General features: G+C 66.2%; 21 protein-coding genes. 3 read left to right on the top strand and 18 right to left on the bottom strand.

The genetic code is table 11. The features are described from left to right. Window positions 1-8: 8 nt before the first annotated feature. The 7 genes from H7F16_RS06040 to H7F16_RS06010 form a co-directional block, all read right to left on the bottom strand. On the bottom strand, window positions 9-875 hold the full coding sequence (locus H7F16_RS06040; protein ID WP_185796692.1) for a PfkB family carbohydrate kinase: 867 nt from the start codon (window positions 873-875) through the stop codon (window positions 9-11). Between the two features lie 3 nt (window positions 876-878). Further along, window positions 879-1,733, bottom strand: coding sequence for a MurR/RpiR family transcriptional regulator (locus H7F16_RS06035; RefSeq protein WP_185796691.1), 855 nt, complete (start codon window positions 1,731-1,733; stop codon window positions 879-881). Beyond that, window positions 1,733-2,695: an ABC transporter permease gene (locus H7F16_RS06030; RefSeq protein WP_185796690.1), complete on the bottom strand. Its 963-nt coding sequence runs from the start codon at window positions 2,693-2,695 to the stop codon at window positions 1,733-1,735. The genes H7F16_RS06035 and H7F16_RS06030 overlap by 1 nt, the downstream gene beginning before the upstream one ends. 15 nt (window positions 2,696-2,710) lie before the next feature. Continuing rightward, window positions 2,711-4,198: a sugar ABC transporter ATP-binding protein gene (locus H7F16_RS06025; RefSeq protein WP_185796689.1), complete on the bottom strand. Its 1,488-nt coding sequence runs from the start codon at window positions 4,196-4,198 to the stop codon at window positions 2,711-2,713. Between the two features lie 77 nt (window positions 4,199-4,275). Then, window positions 4,276-5,325 carry a sugar ABC transporter substrate-binding protein gene (locus H7F16_RS06020; protein WP_185796688.1) on the bottom strand — a complete coding sequence of 350 codons (1,050 nt, stop codon included), beginning with the start codon at window positions 5,323-5,325 and terminating at the stop codon, window positions 4,276-4,278. 43 nt (window positions 5,326-5,368) lie between these two features. Then, entirely contained in the window at window positions 5,369-6,364 is a 996-nt protein-coding gene (locus tag H7F16_RS06015; protein WP_185796687.1) for a sugar phosphate isomerase/epimerase family protein, read from the bottom strand. A 176-nt stretch (window positions 6,365-6,540) separates the two neighbouring features. Further along, window positions 6,541-7,260, bottom strand: a complete 720-nt coding sequence (locus tag H7F16_RS06010; RefSeq protein WP_185796686.1) for a GntR family transcriptional regulator — start codon at window positions 7,258-7,260, stop codon at window positions 6,541-6,543. 155 nt (window positions 7,261-7,415) lie between these two features. On the opposite strand from H7F16_RS06010, the gene H7F16_RS06005 reads away from it, so the two are divergent. Next, window positions 7,416-8,300 (top strand): dihydrodipicolinate synthase family protein, encoded by an 885-nt coding sequence (locus H7F16_RS06005; RefSeq protein ID WP_206682579.1) that lies wholly within the window; start codon window positions 7,416-7,418, stop codon window positions 8,298-8,300. Between the two features lie 457 nt (window positions 8,301-8,757). Then, window positions 8,758-9,789 carry a proline racemase family protein gene (locus H7F16_RS06000; RefSeq protein WP_185796685.1) on the top strand — a complete coding sequence of 344 codons (1,032 nt, stop codon included), beginning with the start codon at window positions 8,758-8,760 and terminating at the stop codon, window positions 9,787-9,789. Between the two features lie 3 nt (window positions 9,790-9,792). Here H7F16_RS06000 and H7F16_RS05995 read toward each other — a convergent pair whose 3' ends face one another. From H7F16_RS05995 to bcoG, 7 genes are all read right to left on the bottom strand, one after another. Beyond that, a complete protein-coding gene (locus H7F16_RS05995) occupies window positions 9,793-10,590 on the bottom strand; it encodes a carnitinyl-CoA dehydratase (RefSeq protein WP_185796684.1) in 798 nt (265 codons plus the stop codon). Next, window positions 10,587-12,578, bottom strand: coding sequence for an acetate--CoA ligase family protein (locus H7F16_RS05990; protein ID WP_185796683.1), 1,992 nt, complete (start codon window positions 12,576-12,578; stop codon window positions 10,587-10,589). The genes H7F16_RS05995 and H7F16_RS05990 overlap by 4 nt, the downstream gene beginning before the upstream one ends. A gap of 354 nt (window positions 12,579-12,932) precedes the next feature. Beyond that, window positions 12,933-14,096, bottom strand: a complete 1,164-nt coding sequence (locus H7F16_RS05985; RefSeq protein WP_185796682.1) for an acyl-CoA dehydrogenase family protein — start codon at window positions 14,094-14,096, stop codon at window positions 12,933-12,935. A 10-nt stretch (window positions 14,097-14,106) separates the two neighbouring features. Next, window positions 14,107-14,859, bottom strand: a complete 753-nt coding sequence (locus H7F16_RS05980) for an SDR family oxidoreductase (protein ID WP_185796681.1) — start codon at window positions 14,857-14,859, stop codon at window positions 14,107-14,109. Beyond that, window positions 14,856-16,310 (bottom strand): carnitine 3-dehydrogenase, encoded by a 1,455-nt coding sequence (locus H7F16_RS05975; protein ID WP_185796680.1) that lies wholly within the window; start codon window positions 16,308-16,310, stop codon window positions 14,856-14,858. The genes H7F16_RS05980 and H7F16_RS05975 overlap by 4 nt, the downstream gene beginning before the upstream one ends. Before the next feature lie 10 nt (window positions 16,311-16,320). Continuing rightward, window positions 16,321-16,746, bottom strand: a complete 426-nt coding sequence (locus H7F16_RS05970) for a hypothetical protein (RefSeq protein ID WP_185796679.1) — start codon at window positions 16,744-16,746, stop codon at window positions 16,321-16,323. A gap of 14 nt (window positions 16,747-16,760) precedes the next feature. Next, window positions 16,761-17,675 (bottom strand): 3-dehydrocarnitine:acetyl-CoA trimethylamine transferase BcoG, encoded by a 915-nt coding sequence (bcoG, locus tag H7F16_RS05965; RefSeq protein WP_185796678.1) that lies wholly within the window; start codon window positions 17,673-17,675, stop codon window positions 16,761-16,763. Window positions 17,676-17,761: 86 nt separating this feature from the next. Between bcoG and H7F16_RS05960 the strand changes: the two genes are divergently transcribed. Beyond that, the gene (locus H7F16_RS05960; protein ID WP_185796677.1) at window positions 17,762-18,856 is read left to right on the top strand and encodes a GlxA family transcriptional regulator; all 1,095 of its coding nucleotides are present in this window, start codon (window positions 17,762-17,764) and stop codon (window positions 18,854-18,856) included. Here H7F16_RS05960 and H7F16_RS05955 read toward each other — a convergent pair. From H7F16_RS05955 to H7F16_RS05940, 4 genes are all read right to left on the bottom strand, one after another. After that, entirely contained in the window at window positions 18,775-19,548 is a 774-nt protein-coding gene (locus H7F16_RS05955) for an NYN domain-containing protein (RefSeq protein ID WP_185796676.1), read from the bottom strand. The two genes, H7F16_RS05960 and H7F16_RS05955, sit on opposite strands and share 82 nt — an antisense overlap. A gap of 79 nt (window positions 19,549-19,627) precedes the next feature. Beyond that, window positions 19,628-20,668, bottom strand: coding sequence for an ABC transporter ATP-binding protein (locus H7F16_RS05950; RefSeq protein WP_185796675.1), 1,041 nt, complete (start codon window positions 20,666-20,668; stop codon window positions 19,628-19,630). Then, on the bottom strand, window positions 20,665-21,447 hold the full coding sequence (locus H7F16_RS05945) for an ABC transporter permease (RefSeq protein ID WP_185796674.1): 783 nt from the start codon (window positions 21,445-21,447) through the stop codon (window positions 20,665-20,667). Before H7F16_RS05945 ends, H7F16_RS05950 begins: the two co-directional genes overlap by 4 nt. Next, complete coding sequence (locus H7F16_RS05940) at window positions 21,444-22,316, bottom strand: ABC transporter permease (protein ID WP_185796673.1); 873 nt, start codon at window positions 22,314-22,316, stop codon at window positions 21,444-21,446. Before H7F16_RS05940 ends, H7F16_RS05945 begins: the two co-directional genes overlap by 4 nt. Window positions 22,317-22,369 lie beyond the last annotated feature (53 nt).

Genomic DNA, 22,369 nt, shown 5'->3' with positions numbered 1-22,369 from the left:
CGCGCCCGCTAGCGGCGCGACACATGCGCCGCGGCGGCCTCCGATGCGATCCGGCAGGCCGTGGCTAGGCTCTCGCCCCGCGCGATGGCAGCGGCAAGCGCGCCCGTGAAGCAATCGCCCGCCCCGTGGGTGCTGGTGACCGTGACGGGCTTTGCCGCAATGGCGATCTCTTCATCCTCGAGGGTCCAGACCGCCAGCCCCTTGCCGCCTGCCGTGACGACCACGCTCTCGTAGCGCGCCGCCAGATGCCGCGCCGCCGCAAGCGCCGAGGTCAGGTCCCCGACAGGCTCCGCCCCGAACATCTCGGCCTCGACCGCGTTGACGATCAGAACATCGACCATCTCGCGCAACTCTGTGGGCACCTCGCGCGCGGGTGCGGCGTTCAGCACGACACGCAGCTTGCGCGCCTTGGCCGCCCGCGCGGCGGCGATATTCACCTCGACCGGAATCTCGTTCTGCAACACCAGCACCGCCACCCCGTCCCACAGCGCGGCATCCCCGAGCCATGCGGGATCCAGCGCCAGATTGGCCCCCGAGACGATGGTCGCGGCATAATCACCCGCCGCATCCTGTATCGCCACGCTCATCCCCGTGCCGATGCCCTCGATCACGCGCAGGAAGCGGCGGTCCACATCGCCCCGGTCCAGCGCCGCCAGCATGAAATCACCGAACCCGTCCTTGCCGACAGCGCCGAACATCCGCGCCCCCGCCCCCGCCGCACGGGCCGCAACCGCCTGATTGCCCCCCTTGCCGCCGAATTTCGGATACCAGCGGCTCCCCACCGCCGTTTCATCCCGCCGTGGCAGGTGGTCGGCCTCGACCATGATGTCATGGTGCAAGGAACCGACGACAAGAACGACCGGCGGGTTCGGCATGGATCAGCCCCTTCGTTTCGACTGTACGGCCCGCATCGTGCGGGACAGGTTGGCATCGGCCGTCTTGCGGTCGCGCTGCGCGGTCGCGACGAACAGCGCGTCGAGCAGGTTCAGCTGCGCGATCCGCGCCGTGGCATTCTCGCCCAGAAGCGGCGAGTTCTGCGCCGTGGAACACAGCACCACATCCGCCATGCGGGCCAGCGGGCTGTCGGCGTAATTCGTCACCGCGATCGTCCGCGCCCCGTTCTTGCGCGCCAGCTCCAGCGCCTCGATCACCGCGCTTGTGGTGCCCGAATGCGAATAGGCCACCGCGACATCATCGGGCGTCAGCAGCGCCGCCGACATCATCATCATATGCGCGTCGTCAAAAACCGAAGTGCGTATGCCGATCCGCAGGAACTTGTGGCTCACATCGCGGGCGATCTGCGCCGATCCGCCCAGCCCGTAGAAATCGCGCTGCCTTGCGCGGTGCAGATAATCCGCCGCCCGTTCAAAGGCTTCGAGGTCGAGGATGGCAAAGGTCTCTTCCAGCGCCTGCATCGCGGTGCGGAACACTTTCTGCACCACCTCGCCCGCCGTATCCTCGGCCGAGATCTCGGAATGCAGGCTGGCACTTTCCGATCCGTAATACTCGATCAATCCGGCGCGGAAATCGCGGAACCCCGCGAAGCCCAGCTTCTTTGCGACCTTGACCACCATCGCTTCCGACACGCCCGACCCTTCGGCCACCTCGCGCAGCGCCGTGTCCTCGGTGATGTCGCGCCGGGCAAGGATATCGGCGGCAACCTTGCCTTCCAGCGGCGTAAGGCTCGGCAGCCTCATCCGTATCTGCGGCCCCACGGCCCTAGGATCGTTCATCAGCCCCCCTGCTTGCCACTTGTCGCCCGGTCGATCAGCATCGCGACGATGATGATGATACCTGTGGCAAGCAATTGGTAGAAGGCTTGCACGTTCATAAGCGTAAGACCGTTGCGCAAAGCGCCTAGGATGACGCATCCGATCAAGGTTCCCATGATCGACCCGCGCCCCCCCATCAGCGACGCCCCCCCGATGGCGGCGGCGGCGATGGCGTCAAGCTCCCACAGCGTGCCAAGCGTCGGCTCGGCCGCCCCCAGCCGACCGATCAGGATCATCGCCGCGACCGAGGCCATCAGCCCCGAGATCATATAGGCCGCAAGCTTCGTCAGCCGCACCGGAACGCCCGAGATCCGCGCCGCTTCCTCGTTTCCGCCCACCGCCATCATGTATTCGCCCAGCGGCGTGCGGTTCAGGATGATCCATGCCGCCAGGGCCAGCACGATCACGATCACCACGGGGTTCGGCACCCCCAGCACGGTGCCGTTGGTAAAGGCGCGAAAACCGTCGGGAATGCCGAAGATCGGGGTGCCGCCCGTATAGATCAGCGCAAAGGCCCGGAACAGCGACAACCCCCCCAGCGTGACGATGAACGGCTGCAAGCCCCCCCAGGTGATCAGCACCCCGTTGAACAGCCCACAGGCCATGCCCACCGCCAGCGCCACCATCACGGAAAGGGGTGCGGGCACCCCCGCCACCATCATCGCAGCCCCCAGCACCGCCGACAGCGCGGCCACGGGGCCGACCGACAGGTCGATCCCACCCGAGATGATGACCAGCGTCATCCCCAGCGCGATACAGGCGTTGATGGCCGATTGCTGCAAGATGTTCATCAGGTTCGGCGTGGTCAGGAACACCGGCGTCAGCGCCGAGAACACCACGCCGATCAGCACAAGGCCAAGCAGCGTTCCCGCATCCCGAAAGCGGATGCGCGACAGAAAGGCGGGGCGGGTGGGGGCGGTCATCTTGGGCGTCCTCGATCAGGCGGCGGGAATGGCGTGGCGGGCGATGTTCTCTTCGGTGATCTCGCCGGGGCCGAGTTCGGCGGCAATCCGCCCCTCGCGCATCACCAGAACGCGGTCGGCAAGGCGGATCACCTCGGGCAGTTCGGACGAGACGACAAGGATCGACCGCCCCTCCTTGGCCAGCCGCTCGATCAGCGCGTAGATCTCGGCCTTGGCCCCGACATCGATGCCCCGTGTCGGTTCGTCGAACAGGAAAATCCGCGTGTCGGCGGCCAGCCAGCGCCCGATGATCGCCTTTTGCTGGTTCCCGCCCGAGAAACTCCCGATGGGGCGCGCGACGTCCAGCGGGCGCAACTGCACATCGCGCATCAGTTCCTCGGACCGCGCCGTCAAGGCGGCACGGCGGATGATGCCAAAGCGGGAAAACCTTCGCATCGCCGGAAGGGCGATGTTCGTCGTCACCGGACGGTGCCGGATGATCCCGTCGCGCTTGCGCTCTTCGGGCAACAGCCCCAGCCCCGCACGGATACGGCGGCGCGGATCGCCTCCGGCAATCACCTTGCCATCGACCAGAACCTCGCCCGCATCGGCGGCATCGACACCCGCGATCAGGCGCAAAAGCTCGGTCCGCCCCGATCCGACCAGCCCCGCGATGCACAGCACCTCGCCCTCGCGCAGCGAAAGCGAGGCATCGACCACCGCCCTGCCCCGCGTCAGGCCACGCGCCTCGAGGACCACGCGCTCGCGCGCAAAGCCGTGATGCACCCCATGCGCCAATTCGCGCCCGACCATCCGCTCGATCACCGTGGCAACCGGCGTCTGCGGCAACTCGACCCGCCCGATCAGGCGCCCGTCCCGCAGGATCGTGGCGCTTTGGCAGACGCGGTAAACCTCGTCCATCTTGTGCGAGACATAAATGACCGACACCCCCTGCGCCTGAAGGCCACGGATCACCTCGACCAAGCGGTCGAATTCCTTTGGCGTCAGGCTCGAGGTCGGCTCGTCCATCGCGATGATCCGCGCGCGGGCGCGCAACGCCTTGGCGATCTCAACGATCTGGCGCTGCGCCACGCGCAGGGTGCGGATCGGCGCTGTCACATCGATCAACGGATCGAGCGGCGCAAGCAGTCGCCGCGCCTCGGCCTCTTGCGCGGCGCGGTCGACGAACAGCCCCCCCAGATGGCGCAGCGACGCGCCAAGGAACATGTTCTGCGCCACCGTCAGTTCCGGCACCTGCTGCAATTCCTGATGGATCATCGCGATCCCCGCATCCGACGCATCGCGCGGCGAGGTGATCGTGCGGGCCTGCCCGTCGATCTCGACCCGCCCCGCATCGGCGCGAAACACGCCCGAAAGAATGTTCAGAAGCGTCGATTTTCCCGCGCCATTCTCGCCCAGCAGGCCATGCACCTCGCCCGCGCCGACCGTCAGCGTCACGCCATGCAGCACCTGCAACGGCCCGAAGGATTTGTCGATCTGCGAAAGCACAAGGCGCGGCGTCATGGGGTGCGACTCTGGGAAAGGACGTGAAAAGGGTCGTCCCGCCCGCGAAAGCGGCGGGCGGGACGATGGTTTGGCCGTTATTGGGCCAGCAAAGCGGCGCGCAGCGCGGCCATGTCCGATGTGGCAAAGGTTTCCACATTGTCCTTGGTGATCAGCGCCTGCGGCGTTGCGACCACACGCGGCAGGGCTTGGCCCGCCATCAGACGCAGCGCCACTTCCATCGCCACCTCGCCCGTCAGCACGGGGAAGCTGTCGACCGTTCCCGTCAGATCACCCGCCCGCACGGCGGCGTAGGCGTCCGAGATGCCGTCGGTTCCGAAAACCGCGACCTGCTCCTGCTTGCCAGCGGCCTTGACCGCCTCGACCACACCCAGCGCCATGCCGTCGTTGTTGGCATAGAAACCGATCAGGTCGGGGTATTGCTGCAAGATCGTCGCCGCCGCGTTGAACGCCTCTTCACGGCTCCAGTTCGCGGGAACCGAGGCGACGACCTCGAACTTGCCCGCCGCCGTGATGGTTTCGGTAAAGCCCGCCGTGCGCTGGCCTGCGGCGTAAACACCGGGCTGGCCCTCGATCACCGCGACCTTGCCGCCATCGGGGCGGTTGGCGATGAACCAGTTGGCGACGTTCACGCCATTGCCCTTTTGCACGTTGCCCACGTAATGCGCGGCCGAAGGGATCACCGCGTCATTGACGTTTAGCACCGGAACCCCGGCGGCCGTGGCCTTTTCCATCGCAGGGATCAGGTTGGCGTCGGTCTGGGGCGAGAACAAGAGCGCGTTGAACCCCTGGCTGATCAGGTTTTCCGCAATCGCAAGCTGGCCCAACTGGTCGCCTTCGGACTGCGCCGCCTGATAGACGAATTCGATGCCCAGCTTGTCGGCCACGTTCTGGTAACCCTGCCCGAGCGAGCGCCAGTATTCGTTGGTCAGCGTTTTCGACACGCCGCCGACCTTGGTCCCTGCCGGAACGGCGGGCAAGGCGCCGAACTTGGCGTCCAGCTCGGACCAGTCCATCCGGTCAGGCTCCGAGTCGGAATTCAGCGGTGCAAGGTCTTGCGCCTGCACCATCCCGACGGTCAGGGCAAGGGCTGCGGCAGCAAGGCCGCCTTTCAGAATCTGTTGCATGGTTTCCTCCCTATCAACACGATTTCATGTAGTTTCGTAAAGTTCAGGCTGCCAAGACACCTCCGGAAAGGGCCAGCTGCGCGATCTCTTGCGCCGTCACCGGATCGTGGCGCGCCTTGGCATCGGCCATCCGGTTATCGCCCTCCATCCGTTCCACTGCCGCCAGCATCCGGCGCACGGTGCGGATGTTCGCCGCGCATTCCGCCACCGGATCAAGACCCGAGGCATCGGGGAACGTGTCGAAATAGACCGCCCCGTCAAAGCCGCCGCGCTTCACCTCGGCCAGCAGTTCCAGCGTCGCCTGCATATGCACGGCCCCCACCATCAGCCCGTCATCGCGCTTGGCGTAGCCGTCGTTCAGGTGCAGCCCCAACAGCCGCGACCGGCGCATCACCATCGCCGCCGCATTGGCGGGCTGCTCGTCGGCGTAAAGCGCATGGGCGAAATCGATCGTCACGCCCAGGTTGTCTGCCCCCGCCTCGTCGATGGCGAGCAGCGTCGTCGCGGCATCGCGCAAAAGGCTGTAGGACCGGGGTTCGTTGGGCTTGTATTCGATGGAAATCAGGCAATCGGGGTCATGCGCGGCAACTTCCGCAATCCCCTCGACCTCATCCGCCCACAACCTTTGATAGTCGCACTGAAAGGCGTAATCAAAGCCGTCCTGCCCCAGCCACAGCGTCATCATCGGCGCGCCCATGGCGCGGGCGGCATCGATCCCGCGCTTGGTCAGATCAATCGCCTCGCGCCGCACGGCACGGTCGGGGTTGGTAAAGGCCCCGCGCTTGAAGGCCGGATTGGTATAGTATCGCATCGCCAGACCGCTGATCTGCAACCCGCAATCCCGCACCATCGCCGCCACGGCGGCAGGGTCGCCGCCCACGTGGTCGGGATAGTTCAGGTCCAGCTCCGTCAACCCCGGAACAGTGGCGGCACGCCGGATCATCTGCTCGAGCGACGGCTTCGCCTGCTGGCCGGCCCAATAGTCATGGGCCGCCGAGGCAAAGGAATTGATGCGGGTGGCAAAGCGGTTTCCAAGCATGCGATTCTCCTTGCAACACAACTTTGCATAATTTTGTGAAGTTACAAGAAGTTTCTCGCGGCACGCCAAAGCCCCGCCCGGTCAGACGGTGCTGCCCCTGCCCCGCAGGCAGATACGGCCCCGACGCCGCGCGCCCCGCCGCCCGAAAGCGGCAGGGCCCGCAGCGCAGGCCACGCTCACGTCAAAGGCGCGGGCGCCTCGAGCGACATGCCTTGCGCGTGGTTTTCCTTCATGAAGTCGAAGAAATTGTCGCGGAACTGCCGCGTATGGGCATGGGCCAGCGCATCGGCCCGCGCCACATCCCGCTTGCGGATCGCCTCGAGCATCTCGCCATGCTCGTCGGTCAGTAAAGAACCGTTCCGCGTCCGCTCCAGATAGTCGAAATGCAGGTGCAGGATGCGCCGCCCCTGATCGAGCAACCGCTCGTAGAACGAGGCGAGAAACGCATTCCGCCCCGCCTCGGCAATGGCCATGTGAAAGCGTTTGTTCGCCTCGGACATCGCAAGATGCTTGCCCGACTTCACCGCCATCTCGAATTCCCGCTGCCGCGCCGCGATCGCCCGCAAATCGGCATCGCTGCGCAATTCGGCCGCAAGCCGCGTGTTCACCCGCTGCGCCAGATCCAGCGCCTCGACATATTTCGGAAAGGCCTGCACATCGATCGGCGCCACGATGGTTGACCGGTTGGGCAGCATCACCACCAGCTCCTCGCCCGCCAGCCGGATCAACGCCTCGCGCACGGGCGAGCGTGACATGCCGAACCTTTCGGCAAGCGAGGTCTCGTCCAGCAACTGCCCCGGCCCCAGCGTCAGGGCAAGAATCTCGTCGCGGATCGTCTCGTAGGCAAAGCGCGCGCCGGTTCCCTTGGCGCGACGGGTCTCGCTTTCCTCTTCCATCGGCACTCCTGCATCGCCCCCGGCAAGGCTAGCCCCATCGGCGCATCGTGTCGACACAGATTATTTTTGTGTTGACGGACCCCTGCCCCGCAGGCAGAAATACGTCGACAGCGTGGCGACACGATCACGCACTTCCCCCGCAAAGGACCCTCGCCATGCTGAAACTCTCGGGCGTGCTGCCCGCTCTCGTCACCCCCTTCGATGCAGCGGGCCAGATCGATTTCGCAGCCTTCGGCGCCCATCTCGCGGCCCTGCGCGCGGCAGGTGTCGCAGGCTGGGTGCCCTGCGGATCGTCGGGCGAATACAACCTGATGACCGATGCCGAACGCGACAGCGTGCTGCGCTTCGTCAAGGATTTCGCCCTTCCCTCGGAAACCCTGATCGCCGGCACCAACGCCCCCTCGACCGCGGGCGTCATCGCCAACACGCTGCGGGCCAGGGACATGGGCTACCACGCCGTCCTTCTGGCCGTGCCCTTCTACACCAAACCGTCTCAGGCAGAAATCGTCAACCATTTCAACGCGGTGACCAGTGCTACCGGCATGGACATCGTGCTTTACTCCTACCCCGGCAAAGACGGGGTCGAAATCGGATACGAGGCGCTCGACGCGCTGGCCGACAATCCGCATATCATCGGCATCAAGGAATCCTCGGGCGTGCTGCAACGCGCCATCGGCATTTCTACCCGCTACGCGGAACGCATCCAGCTTGTTTCAGGCTCTGACGACATCGCTTGGGATTTCATGCAATGGGGCGCCGACTCGTGGATCTGCGGCCCGGCCAATTGCATGGCCAAACCCGTCTGCGACATGGACGCGGCCTTCCGCGCGGGAAACCATGCCCGTGCCAAAGAGATCATGCAGGCGCTCTGGCCCGCGATGAACGTGCTTGAATCGGGCAAGTTCGTGCAAAAGCTGAAATACGGCTGCGAATTGCAGGGCACTCCCGTCGGCGAATGCCGCCTGCCCTTCGGCCCCCTGACCGATGCGGAAAAGGCCGAATTCGCCGCCGCGATGCAAGGGATCATCACCTGGAAATGACGGCCTTTGGCAGCGGGGGGCCAGCCCCCCGCACCCCCCGGAGTATTTGAACAAGGATGAACAGGCAAAGCCGCAGACGCGGGTCAGGATCGCGCGGCGCGGGGTGGCGGCCTTTGGAGAGACGCATGGTTACGGTCGTCACCGGGGCGGGCATCAGCCTGAACCGTCCGATTACACGCCCCGCCCTGCCCGATACCGTGCCGGTCTTTCCGGCATCGGAAAGAAAGGGCCTGCCCTGCGCCACGGGCCACCGCCACCTTGGCCCGACCCGTGCCGCGAGCACGGCGCGGCTGACGGGCCAACGGATCACGGGCGAGCGGATCACGGGGGCCAAGCCTTCGCTTGACCTGAAGCCCTGTCGCATCGACCCTTGCCCAACCCACCCTCGGCACTTGGGCCGAGGTCGAAACCACAGCGGCCACGGGGCCGGAACTGCAACGCGGGGCTTGGCCATCACATGAAATTCGAACGCTCCCTCGACCTGCTTCAAGTCCATTGCCAGGGCGAGATCGGCCGCGTCATCATCGGCGGCGCCCCCGATATCCCCGGCGCGACGATCCTTGAGAAGATGAACCATATCAATCAGGTAGACGACAGCCTTCGCCGCTTTGTCACCTTCGAGCCGCGCGCCCATGTGGCGATGACGACGAACCTTCTGCTGCCACCCTGCCGTGCGGACGCCGACGCCGCCTTCATCGTCCTGCAACCCGACCGCGCCCATCCGATGAGCGGGTCGAACTGCATCTGCGTCGTCACCGCCCTGCTGGAATCGGGCCGCGTCAGGATGGTCGAACCCGAAACCACGCTGCGCCTCGACACGGCCGCAGGCCTTGTCATCGCCCGCGCGCGCTGCAAGAACGGGCGCTGCCTTTCGGTCAGCCTCGACAATGTCCCCGCCTTTGCCCTTGCCCTCGACGCCCCCGTCCGCACCACCGCCTTCGGCACGATCCGCGCCGACATAGCCTTTGGCGGCGTGTTCTACGCCCTTGTCGATGTAGACCAGATCGGCCTGACCATCGAACCCGCCAACGCCCGCGCCCTGGCCGAAGCGGGCATCGCCATCAAATCCGACCTGCGCGGCCAGATCGACATCCACCACCCCGGGATCGCGGGTCTCGACGAGGTCGCCTATGTCATGTTCCGCGCGCGCGAAGGGGGCGGCACCATCCGCACCTGCACCACGCTGAAACCCGGCCGTGTCGACCGCTCGCCCTGCGGCACGGGATCATCGGCCAACCTCGCCTGCATGTTCGCGCGCGGCGAAATCGCCTTGGGCGGTTTGCGCACCTCGTGCAGCATCATCGGCGGCACCTTCACGGCCGAGGCCATCGGCGAAACCTCCGTCGGCCCCTACCGCGCCGTCCTGCCCCGCATCACTGGCAGCGCATGGGTCTATGGCCGCGAGGAATTGCGCCTATCCCCCGACGACCCCTTCGCCACGGGCTTCGCCCTGTCAGACACATGGGGCCCGCAGGTGGGCGACCTCTGACGCCTATTTCCCCTTCCACACCGGATCGCGCTTTTCGGCAAAGGCCCGCGCCCCCTCAAGCTGGTCCTCGCTGGAATAAAGCCGGTCCACCGTCGGCATCTGCCGCTTGGTGATACGGTTGAGCGCGTCCTGAAACCGCATGGCTTCCGCCTCTCGCACGACCTCTTTGATCGCGGCGTAAACCAGCGGCGGCCCGCTTTCCAGAAGCCGCGCCAGATCCCATGCCTTGGGCAGCAGATCGGCGGGGGTGGTGATCTCTTTCAGCAGCCCCCAGCGCAGCGCCTCGTCGGCATCGAACCAGCGCCCCGTCAGCAAAAGGTCCATCGCCACGTGATAGGGTATCCGCTTCGGCAGCCTGATGCTCGCCGCATCCGCAACCGTCCCCGACCGGATCTCCGGCAGCGCAAAGGTCGCGTTCCCGCTGGCAAGGATCAGATCGCAAGACAGCGCAAGCTCCAGCCCTCCCCCGCAGCAAATGCCGTTCACGGCGGCAATCACCGGCTTGTTCAGGTTCGGCAATTCCTGCAAGCCGCCGAAACCGCCCACCCCGTAATCGCCATCGACCGCATCCCCCGCCGCCGCGGCCTTGAGGTCCCATCCGGGGCAGAAGAACTTTTCCCCCTCGGCCCGCAGGATCGCCACGCGCAGGCTATCATCGTCGCGGAAGTCGCGGAAAACATGGCCCATGATCCGGCTTGTCACCAGATCGATGGCATTGGCCTTGGGCCGGTCCAGCGTGACCTCAAGAATGGCCCCCTCGCGCCGCGTCCTGATCGGCCCGTCCGTGCGCATCTGCATCATCTCGCCTCCTCCCAGATCACCGCATCCACCGCCACGGCACCCGCCTCGCGCAGCATCAGCGGGTTGATTTCAATCTCGTCCAAAGCCGGGCTTGCGGCCATCAACGCCTGCAACGCCATCACGGCCCGCACCAGCGCCGCAACATCCGCCCGCGCCCGCCCGCGATAGCCGTCCAGCAGCGGCCACAGCCGCAATCCGCGCAGCGCCGCCACCACCGCGTCTTCGGTCACGGGCAGCACCAGCGTCACCGTATCGGCCAGCACTTCCGCCGTCACCCCGCCGAAGCCCAGCGTCAGCGTGGCCCCGTAAACCGGATCGCGCCGCAGCCCGACCAGCATTTCGGCCACAACCCCCGTGACCATCTCTTCGACAAGATATCCCGTGGCCCCCGCCATCGCGGCTTGCCCGTCAAGCGAGGCAAGCCCCAGCCGCACGGCCCCGGCTTCCGTCTTATGCGCGAAGCCCAGCCCCTTCAGCACGAAAGGCGCCTCCAGCCCCGCCACATCCAGCCCCGCAAGCGTGGCCGAGGTCCCCCCCTTCGGCACGGCCACCCCGCTTGCCGCCAAAAGCGCCTTGGCCGAAGCCTCGTCGCGCATCCGCAAGGGCCGGGCAGGCACCACGGCCCAAGGCCGCCAGCCGCCACGGTTCGGCCCCGTCTGCGCCGCCCGTATCGCGCCCAATGCCGTCTCGAGGCCCATCATCGGCACGACATTGCGCTCCATCATCGCAATCGCCCGATCCTCGTCGAAATTCTCAGGGAGCGACCCCACGGCGAAAGCGGGCTTTCCCGTGCTGCGCGCGGCCGAGACGATGGCATCCAGCGCGGGCTGGAAACTCGACGGATCGCAGCGGTCCGGTCGCGGCGGGTCGATGATGAAGATACCCGCGTCATACCCCGCAAGCATCGTGGTAAAGACATCCGTCGTGCGCGGCCCGTCGCCCCAGATGAACGTATGGTAATCCAACGGGTTGGCGATGGCGACGATAGGGCCAAGGATGTCCCCCAGCCGCTGCCGCTGCGCCTCGGACGGCGGCGGGAAGTCCAACCCGAAGGGCGCGGCAAGGTCCGCCACCAACCCCGCCTCGCCGCCCGAACAGGACAGCGAACACAAGCGGCCCCCGATCTGCGGCCCGCACAGGTGGAATATCTTCAACGTCTCGATCAATTCGGCAGGCGTGCTGACCTCTGCCACCCCGCATGCCCGCAGAAAGGCCGAAGACGCCGCCCCCCCTCCGGCAAGCGAGGCCGTGTGCGACGCCGCCGCCGTGCGGCTCAACTCCGTCTTGCCCGATTTGATGCAGACAATCCCCTTGCCCGCAGCCCGCGCCGCGTCGGCCAGCGCCGCAAAGCCCGCCGCGTCGTCGATCCCTTCGACATACATGCCAAGCGCCGTCACCCGATCATCCGCCAGCAACGCCCCGGCAAGTTCTGCCAGCCCGACCTGCGCCGCATTGCCAAGGCAGGCGACATAGGCGACCGGCAAACCCCGCGCCTGCATGGTCAGGTTGATCACGATGTTCGAGGATTGCGACAGCAGCGCCACCCCCCGCTCCACCCGCCGCCCGCCATGCTGGTCGGGCCAAAGCAAAGCCCCGTCGAGGTAGTTGATCACCCCGTAGCAATTCGGCCCGAGGATCGGCATATCCCCCGCCGCCGCCACGAGCTGCGCCTGCAAATCCGCCTCGCCCGCCTCTTCCCATCCGCTCGCAAAACAGGTGGCCCCCCCCGCCCCCATCGCCGCAAGCTCCGCCACGACATCCAGCGTGGCATGCCGGTTCACCCCGATAAAGGTCGCATCCGGCGGTGCCGGAAGGTCGGACAGCGCGCGGTAGCACCGCACCCCTGCAATCTCCTCGCGCGAGGGGTGGACGGGCCAGACCGGACCCTGAAACCCCATCTTCTGGCATTGCTCGATCACATTCTTCGCCCAGCCCGAGCCAAGCACCGCAATCGACTTCGGCCGCAGCAGCCGCGAAAGATCACGCATGGCGCCGCTCCAACCCGAAAGCCTGCGCGTTCCGCGCAGACGCCCTTGCTGTCGCCTGCACGGCGCAAGGCGCCGTTTGTCTCCGAAGGGGGGCTTTCCGCCCCCCACGGGGCGCGTGCCGCACCCCTCCCCCCGAGGATATTTGGAAAAAGAAGAAGGGCAAGGAAACACCCTGCCCTGCGGGGCAGGACAGGGTGCCTTCTCCTTTTACGGTCATCGGCGTCCCCGCCTGTACCGTGCCTCCAGAGTCGCAGCCAAAAGTTAACATCCGGTTTCTTCTTTTCTCAAATATCCTCGGGGGGTGAGGGGCAAAGCCCCGAGGGGGGCGGAAAGCCCCCCTTGCTGCGCCGGACGTCACGCGCCATAGGCCCGCAGCATCTGGCGGCTGATGATATGGCGCTGGATCTCGCTCGTGCCTTCCCAGATCCGCTCGACACGCGCATCGCGCCAGATGCGTTCCAGGGGCAGGTCATCCATCAGCCCCATGCCGCCGTGGATCTGGATCGCCTCGTCCGCGACAAAGGCCAGCACCTCGGTCGCCTTCAGCTTGGCCATCGACATGTCGGCTTCCGTGACCGACCCCTCGTCAAAGCGCCACGCCGCCTCCCATGTCAGCAGCTCCGCCGCCTTCAGCTCCATCGCCATATCGGCAAGCTTGAAGCTGACGCCCTGGAACTTGCCGATGCTCTGCCCGAATTGCTGGCGTTCGGCGGCGTATTGCACCGCATGGCCCAGCGCACGGTCCGCGCGGCCAAGACAGGTGGCCGCGACCTGCAACCGCGTGGCCCCGAGCCATGTGTTGGCCACCTCGAAGCCCTTGTGCACCTCGCCCAGCACCTGATCGGCGGGGATGCGGCAATTGTCGAACTCCAGCACCGCGTTGGTATAGCCGCGATGGCTCACGTTGCGGTATCCGTCCCGCACGGTGAAGCCGGGGGTGCCCTTGTCGACGAAAAAGGCCGTGATCAGCTTCTTCTTGCCGCGCGGCGTGTCCTCTTCCCCGCTCGCCATGAAGACGATGGCGAAATCGGCAAGGTCGGCGTGGCTGATGAAATGCTTGGTGCCGTTCAGCACCCAATCGCTGCCCTCTTGCCGCGCGCTGGCCTTCATCCCCCGCAGATCCGACCCCGCCCCCGGTTCGGTCATGGCAAGGCAGTCCCATTTCTCGCCCCGGATGCAGGGGTAAAGATACTTCTCCCGCTGCGCCCCGGTTCCGGCGAGCAGGATGTTCGACGGCCGCGCCACGCAGGTCCAGTGCAGCGCATAGTTCGCCCGCCCCAGCTCGCGCTCGTAAAGCAGCCACGACAGCGTATCGAGCCCCGCGCCCCCCACCTCGGCGGGCATGTTGGCGGCATAAAGCCCCGCCGCGATGGCCTTGGCCTGCAACTCGCGGATCAGCTCCATCCGCAGATGGCCCGTGCGTTCCACCTCGATCTCGTGCGGGTAAAGCTCGTTCTCGACGAAGGCGCGCGTCGTCTCGACGATCATCTTCTGTTCATCGGTCAAACCGAAATGCATCGCCAATCCCCTATGGGTCCACGTTATATGTCATGCCGTCGACAGCCAGCGCCTGTCCCGACACCATCTTCGCCCCGTCCGAGGCGAGGAAAAGCGCCATCGCCGCCACATCCCCCGCATCGGTCAGCCGCTTCATCGCCGTGCCGCTGGCATAGCCCTGCCGCACGGCGTCGGGCGTCATGCCCTTGGCCGCGGCCTCGGCTTCGATCACGCGGTCGATGCGCGGGCCATTCACCGAACCGGGGCAGATCGCATTGGCGCGGATGCCGTGCGGCCCAAGCTCCATCGCCACCGTCTTCATCAACCCGATCACGCCCCATTTCGCCGCCACATAGGGCGCACGGAACGGCGTTCCGTAAAGACCGCTGGTCGACGAGGTGAAGATCATCACCCCCGCCCCCGCCGGTTTCATCAGCCTTGCGCCGTATTTCGCGGCCAGCATCGCCCCGTCGAGGTTGACGCCAAGGCACTGGTGCCAGTCCTCCAGCGGCATATCCTCGATCGCCGCCGTCGGCCCCTTGATCCCGGCATTGGCGCAAAGCACATCCAGCCCGCCCCAATCCGCCGCGATGGCCGAAAACAGACGCGCCATCGCGCCCTCGTCCCCCGCGTCGCACAGCGTGGCGCGGATGCCTGCGGGCACCCGCTCCACCGCCGCCGCATCGACATCGGTCACCCAGACGCGACAGCCCGCGCCGGCAAAGGCCTGCGCCATCACCAGCCCGATGCCATTCGCCCCCGCCGTGACCAGAACGCGTTTCACTTGCGCTGCCCCACGGCCCGCCCCGCAGCCTCGGGACGCGGCAGACCGGCATGGGCTGCGGCAATCGGCATCAGACGGTCGCGGATCGCCTGCGGCGCGGCGCAGGTCTTGCCCGCCTTCATATCCACATGCAGCAGCATCTGCTCCAGCGTGGCCACCGCCTCTCCGTCCTTGAGGATGCGGATAAAGATGTGCAGCCGCTTCTCATCGGCGGCCAGCACCTGCACCGTGCCTGTCAGCGCATCGCCCAACCGCGCCTCGCCCAGATGCATGATATGCGTCTCGGCGGTGTAATAGCTGTAGCCCGTCCCGACATAGGCGATATCCGCCCCGATATGCCGCAAGAACGCGTCCGAGGTTTCCGAGGCCGCAAAGAGGTAGCGGCTTTCGGTCATATGCCCGTTGTAATCGATCCAGCCGGGCAGCACGGTCATCCGCGCCGTCTCCATCGGCCCGTCCCCCGCCGCAGGCGCGGGAAGCGCCGCCTTGCGGCGCGCGTCATGCTCAAGCAGCACCTTGCCCGCACCCCAGTTGCGCTCTTTCAGCACGCGCAGAAAGCCGATCAGGTTCTGGTCGCGGATGCGCTCAAGCTCGCGGATCGTATACATCCCCGATTGCGCATCGGACTGCCCCGCGATCAGGTCGACCAGTTCGTCGTTGAACTCGGGCACATCCATCAGCTTGGTCCAGGGCCATGTCAGGCAGGGCCCGAACTGCGCCATGAAATGCTTCATCCCCGCCTCGCCGCCCGCCACGCGATAGGTCTCGAACAGGCCCATCTGGCCCCAGCGCAGGCCAAAGCCCATGCGGATCGCCTCGTCGATTTCCTCGGTCGTGGCGATACCGTCCTTGACCAGCCACAGCGCCTCGCGCCAGACAGCCTCGAGGAAGCGGTCCGCGATATGCGCGTCGATCTCTTTCCTGACATGCAGCGGGAACATCCCGATCTCGCGCAGCGTCTCTTTCGCCGCCTCGATCAGCGCAGGGTCTGACTTGGCCGAAGGCACGACCTCGGCCAGCGGCAGCAGGTAGACGGGGTTGAACGGATGGGCGACAAAGATCGTCGCGGGGTTGGCGGCGTTCTGCTGCAACTCGCTCGGCTTGAAACCGCTGGTCGATGACCCGATCGGCGTGTCGGGGGCCACCTGCTGGATCTGCGCGAAAACGCGGTGCTTCAGGTCAAGCCGCTCGGACACGCTTTCCTGAATGTAATCCGCCCCTTCGACCGCTTCGGTGATGGTCCCGGCAAAGGACAGCCGCCCCTCGGCGGGCATCGGCCCGTCCGACAGCGCGGGCAGCGCCTTGCGGGCATTGGCGATCACTTCGCCCACCTTGCGCGGGGCTTCGGGGTCGGGGTCAAAGACCACCACATCCCACCCGTTCAGCAGGAAGCGCGCGGCCCAACCGCCGCCGATCACACCACCGCCGATAATCCCTGCCTTGCGTGCCATCTTCTTCTCCTCACATGGCCCAGATCAGGACCAGAACCAGCAGGGCGGCCAGCGCCACCCCGATCCATTCCATCCGCCAGCGCCCGCCTTGCGCGGGCGGCGGCGCTTCGGCCCCTGCCTTGGCCCGTGCCTTGGCCCTTGGCCCCGTCTGGCCCGAAAGCCGCATCGCCTCGGCCGAAAAGGCCACTGTCACCGCACCCGCTGCCGGTTGGTGATGCGCCCCGCCGAAGCGGGCGGCCAGCGCCTCGGGCGTGATCTCGCCCTTGCGCAGGGCCTCGGCCTCTTCGGGTCGCAGGCGCTGCTCCACGCCTTCGGCGGTGTTGCGCAACGCAAACCCCGTCTCGAGCGCCAGCAGCATCCATCCCCGCCCCAGCGGCATCACCTTGGCCACCGCTTGCGGCGGCACGGGCGCGGCCGTGGGGCGGATCGGGTCCATCGGCGCGGCCCCGGTCAGCGCGGCAACGGCGGCCGCTTCTCGAGCTTCAGCCGCGCGCGCACCTCGGCGGGGGTAATGACCCGCGCGCCCATGTTCTCGATGATGCTTGCCGCCCGCTCGACCAGTTGCGCGTTGGTGGCAAGCACGCCCTTCTCAAGCCAGAGGTTGTCTTCCAGACCCACACGCACATTGCCCCCCGCCAGCACGGCGGCGGCGACATAGGCCATCTGGTTCCGCCCGATGGAAAAGGCCGAATAATGCCAGCCCGCAGGCACGTTGTTGACCATCGCCATAAAGGTGTTCAGGTCGTCGGGCGCGCCCCACGGCACGCCCATGCACAGCTGCACCAGCACAGGCTCGGGGATCGCGCCTTCCTTCACCAGTTCCTTGGCCAGCCACAGATGGCCGGTATCAAAGGCCTCGATCTCGATCCGCACGCCCGCCGCCGTCATCCGCCGCGCCATGTCGCGCAGCAGGCCGGGGGTATTGACCATGACGTAATCGGCCTCGTTGAAGTTCATCGTCCCGCAATCGAGCGTGCAGATCTCGGGACGGCAATCGACCACATGCGCCACACGCTCGGTCGCCCCCGCCATGTCGCTGCGCGGCCCCATCCGGCCCATGTCCTCGGAGCCTTCGAAATAGATGTCGCCCCCCATGCCCGCCGTCAGGTTCAGCACCACATCGGTCGCGCTGTCGCGGATGCGTTCGGTCACTTCGCGGTAAAGTGCCGGATCGCGCGAGGGCTTGCCCGTTTCAGGGTCGCGCACATGGCAATGCACCACCGCCGCCCCGGCCTTGGCCGCCGCAATCGCGCTGTCGGCGATCTGCTGGGGCGAACGCGGCACATGCGGGCTTCGGTCCTGCGTGCCACCCGATCCTGTCACGGCACAGGTGATGAAAACCTCGCGGTTCATGGCTAGCGGCATCGCGTCCTCCCTCATTGCCATCCCTTGATAAACCGCTAAAACGGGGTCTGCTTTGCATTTTGCGCAATGAAACGGGCAAATTCGTCATGACCCCGACCAAACCGCCGAACCCCTTCCGCGTGGGCTTCCTTGTGCTGCCCCATGCCTCGCTCTTGACCGTCGCCTCGACGCTCGACCCGCTGCGTTCGGCAAACCGCCATCTGGGATACGAGGCGTTCCAATGGCTCGTCATCTCGCCCGGCGCCGAGTCTGTGGCCCTGACCTGCGGGCTCGACCTGCCGGGCGGGCCGGACCTGACGGCGGTGCGCGGCTTCGACATGCTGATCGTCATCGCAGGCTTCCGCGTGGCCGAGGTGACGACCGCCCCCCTCCTGCGCGACATCCGCAAGGCCGCCGCCTCGGTTCCCGTCATCGGGGCCATCGACACCGGCACATGGATCCTTGCCAAGGCAGGGCTGCTCAAAGGCGCGCGCGTCACCGTGCATTGGGAGGATATCGAGGCCCTCGCCCTCGAATACCCCGACCTCGACGTGCTGCCCGACCGCTACGTGACAGGCGAGCGGGTCATCACCGCGGGCGGTGCCGGCCCCGCCTTCGACATGATGGTCGACCTGATCCGCAACCGCTTCGGCGCGCAACTCGCGCATGAGGTGGCGTCAAGCTTCATCACCTCGACCATCGACCACGCCACCCCGCAACGCCGCTCGCAATACGGCGGTATCGCCGTGCATGACAAGGTCGCCGCCGCCATCCGCCTGATGGAGGCGACCATCGCCACCCCCCTTGCCACCGCCGCCCTTGCCAAACGCGTGCAGCTTTCGGTCCGGCGGCTGGAAACCCTGTTCCAGTCCAGCCTCGGCTACAGTCCCGGCGCCTTCTACTCCGAACTGCGCCTGCAAGCCGCCCGCCGCATCCTCGCCACCGGCAGCGCCCCCATGACCGACATCGCCATCCGCACCGGCTTCAGCTCGGCCAGCGTGCTATCGCGCGCCTTCACCCGCCGCTTCGGCGAAAGCGCCCTCGCCTTCCGCCGCAAGAACGGCAAATACGCCGGAAACGGCCTGCTGCGCCCCGCGACGGCAAGAGCCGCCCCGCCCGATCAGCCCGCCGCCTCCCAGGGGCCGAACCCCGCCGGACGAAAGCGCACCATCGCCTCGGCCCCGCGCGGATCGACCTCGTAAAGATTGGGCCGTTTGATCAGATAGGCCCGCCAGGTCCGCTCCGGATAGGTGCTGATCATGACCCGATGCGTCTGATGCATCTTCGGGGCAAGTTCGGTCAACTTTATGCCTTTGCCGCCCGTGCTGTACTTCGCGATCATATCCCGGATCTTCAAATCCAGATCACCCGCCGCCGGTCCGGCCACAGGTGCAGCGACAGCCTTTGGTGGTGCAACCTTCGGCGGCGCGGGCTTGGGCGCGGGCTTCGGCACAACCGGCACCACCGCCACAGGCGCATCCGCCCTGACCGGCGCCTCATCGGGAAACACCACGAACCGGCTGCAAGCGGCCCGGAAATCGGCCGTGGCCTTGGCCTCGCCGATGCCAAGCACATGGCACCCCCGCTCGCGCAGCCGCAAAGCCAGATGCGAAAGATCCCTGTCCGAGGTCGCCAGCACGAAATCCTCGAACCCGCCCAGCAGCGCCAGTTCCATCGCGTCGATGGTCAACAAAAGGTCAGCGCCGTTCTTGCCCGCCCCCGCATGCATCATGCGAAACCCCGCCGCGGCGTCCCAACCGGGGGTGCGGCTCACCGCGCCGTAAACCCGCGACACGTCGATACGGCCGATCCTCTCGGCCTCGGCCACGATCCGCGCGGCCTTCGACGGGGGCACGTTGTCACCATCCACCAACACCGCAACACGTCGCGTCATAATGAACTCCGCTAAAATCACCCCTCGTTAATACTTGAAAACAGGCCCCATCGCGGCAAAATACGCGCGGAAAGACGCCTCAGCCGTTCAGCACCACCAGATCGCGGGCCGAAAACCCGACCTCGACAGCACGTCCCAAGGCAGGCGGCGGCGCATCGGCGCGGTTGAACGTGTCCAGCGCCACCAGAACCCCCGCCACCCGCAACCGCAACCGCAGGATCGAGCCGAGGAACTCCACCGCCTCGACCGTGGCGGGCAAGGTCACCTCGCCCCCGCCCAGATGCAGCGATTCCGGCCGCAAGGCCACACTCAGCCGCCCGCCCCGCGCGGCCTCGACCGCCTCGGGCAGCCGCACGGGCACGCCCGCGATGCGCAAACCCTGTCCATCCGCTTCCGCCTCGAACAGGTTCAGCGTGCCGACAAAGGTGGCGACGAAACGCGTCGTCGGCCGGTTATACACCTCGAAGGGCGTGCCCACCTGTTCCGCGATCCCGCCATTCATCACCACCACGCGGTCCGACATGGACAGCGCCTCTTCCTGGTCATGGGTCACGAAAACCGTGGTGATCCCCAATTCGCGCTGGATCTCCCTGATCTCCGACCGCAACGAGACGCGTATCTTCGCGTCCAGCGCCGACAGCGGCTCGTCCAGAAGCAGCACCCTTGGCCGCACCGCCAGCGCCCGCGCCAGCGCCACCCTCTGCTGTTGCCCCCCCGAAAGCTGATAGGGGTAGCGCCCGCCAAGATCGGGCAGGCCGATCAGCCGCAGCATCTCGGCCACCCGCGCCTCGGCCTCGGCCTTTGCCACGCCCTTGACCTTCAGGCCAAAGGCGACGTTCTGCGCCACGGTCAGGTTGGGAAACAGCGCATAGGCCTGAAACACCATCCCGATGTTGCGGTCATTGGGGCGCAACCCCGTCACATCCTGCCCGTCGATGGTCACCGACCCCGAGCTGGGGCTCTCGAACCCCGCCACGATCCGCAACACCGTCGTCTTGCCGCAGCCTGACGGGCCAAGCAGCGACACGAACTCGCCCTTCTCGATCGGCAGGTTGAAATCCTTGACCACCCTGTTGGCCCCGAAGGATTTTTCCAGATGCGAAATCGACAGAAAGGTCATGCGTTCACTCGCGTATGATTGGAAAATCGGGTGACCAGCTGGATCAACCCCATGCAGGCCCATGTGATGGCAAAGGCGATCACCGCCAAGGCCGCCGGCTCATATGCCTTGTTCGCCCCCAGAAGCTGCATGTAGGGGCCAAAGGCAGGCCGGTTCAAAAGCGCCGCAAGGGTGAATTCCCCGATCACGATGGCAAAGGTCAGAAACGCCCCCGACAGCACCGCGACCAGCACGTTGGGCAGGATGATCCGCCCCAGAATGGTGACCCACCCCGCGCCAAGGCTTTGCGCGGCCTCGGTCAGCGTGCCGATGTCGATGGTCCGCAACCCCGTATCCACCGCGCGGTACATGTAGGGCAGCGCAAGCGTGGCATAGCCGAACATCAACAGCAGATTGGTCCCCGAGGCGCTTCCCGTCAGCGGCAGAAAGCTGGATGTGTTGTAAAGCCGGATATAGCCGAAAACGATCACGATGGCCGGAATGACCAGCGGCAGAAGCGTGATGAACTCGACCCAAGGGCGCAGACGCGGCAACTTCAACCGCACCCAGTAAGCCGTTGGCACGACAAGAAGAACGCCGAACACGATGGTCAACAGCGCCATTCCCACCGAATAGCCCAACGTGGCGCGGAAGGCGGGGTCGGCAAAGACCGCCGTATAGGCGTCAAGCGAATATTCCCCCTTCCGCTTGCGCAACGAGAATTCCAGCGTCCCGAGCAGCGGCAGGAAGAAATACAAAAGCCCCACGCCCAGCGCGAGCCATGACCAGACGCGGTTCATTTCATCCACCTCTCGCTGCGTGCCCGAAGCCAGACATAGACCGCATTGGCCACACCTGTGACCACGATCATCCCGAAGGCCAGCGCATAGCCAAGACCGGGGTCCCCCAGCACATCGCCCCTGATCTGCGCGAACAGAAGGATCGGCACGATCGACAGCGACGATCCTGTCAGCGCGATCGCCGTGGCCACCGCGCCGAAGGCATTGGCAAACAGCAGCGCGAATGTCCCGAGCAGCGCCGGAAACAGGATCGGCAGCGCGATCATCCGCCAGTATTGCGGCCCCGTCGCGCCAAGGATCAGCGCGGCCTCCTTCCATTCCCGCTTCAACCCGTCGAGCGCGGGCGTGATGATCAGGATCATCAGCGGAATCTGGAAGAACAGGTAAACCAGCGTCAGCCCCCAGAAGGACAGGATATTGAACCCCGTGGCGTAAAGGTTCACCCCGAACCAGTCGCGCAGCACGATGGTCACCAACCCCAACCGCCCCAGCGTGGCCAGAAAGGCAAAAGCCAGCGGCACGCCCGCGAAATTCGACGCCACCCCCGAAAAGGTCAGCAGCGGCCCCCGTATCCAGCGCGGCAGCCCCCCCAGCGTGACGGCGGCGGCGATGCAAAAGCCGATCACGCACCCCATGATCGCCGAAGCCAATGAAATCTTTATCGAAATCATGTATGACGCCATGATGTTCGGCGTGAACAGCCCGCGCAGGTTCGCCAGCGTCAAGCCCCCGTCGGGGCTGCGGAACGCGCCCAGCACGATCTGCATCGTCGGCAATATCAGGAACAGCGCCGCGAACAGGAAAAACGGCACCACGCCCAGCCAGTTCCACAGATGGGCCGGTCGGCGCGGCGCTTTGGTCGGCTGCATCTGGCGTCCCTCGCAAGAAAAGCGGCCCGCCCCGCGCAGGGGGCGGGCCTTGT

This window comes from Paragemmobacter straminiformis (assembly GCF_014243445.1).
Taxonomy (GTDB): domain Bacteria; phylum Pseudomonadota; class Alphaproteobacteria; order Rhodobacterales; family Rhodobacteraceae; genus Paragemmobacter; species Paragemmobacter straminiformis.
The sequence above is the reverse complement of the archived record's forward strand: the minus strand, read 5'-3'. Positions and strand labels throughout refer to the sequence as shown.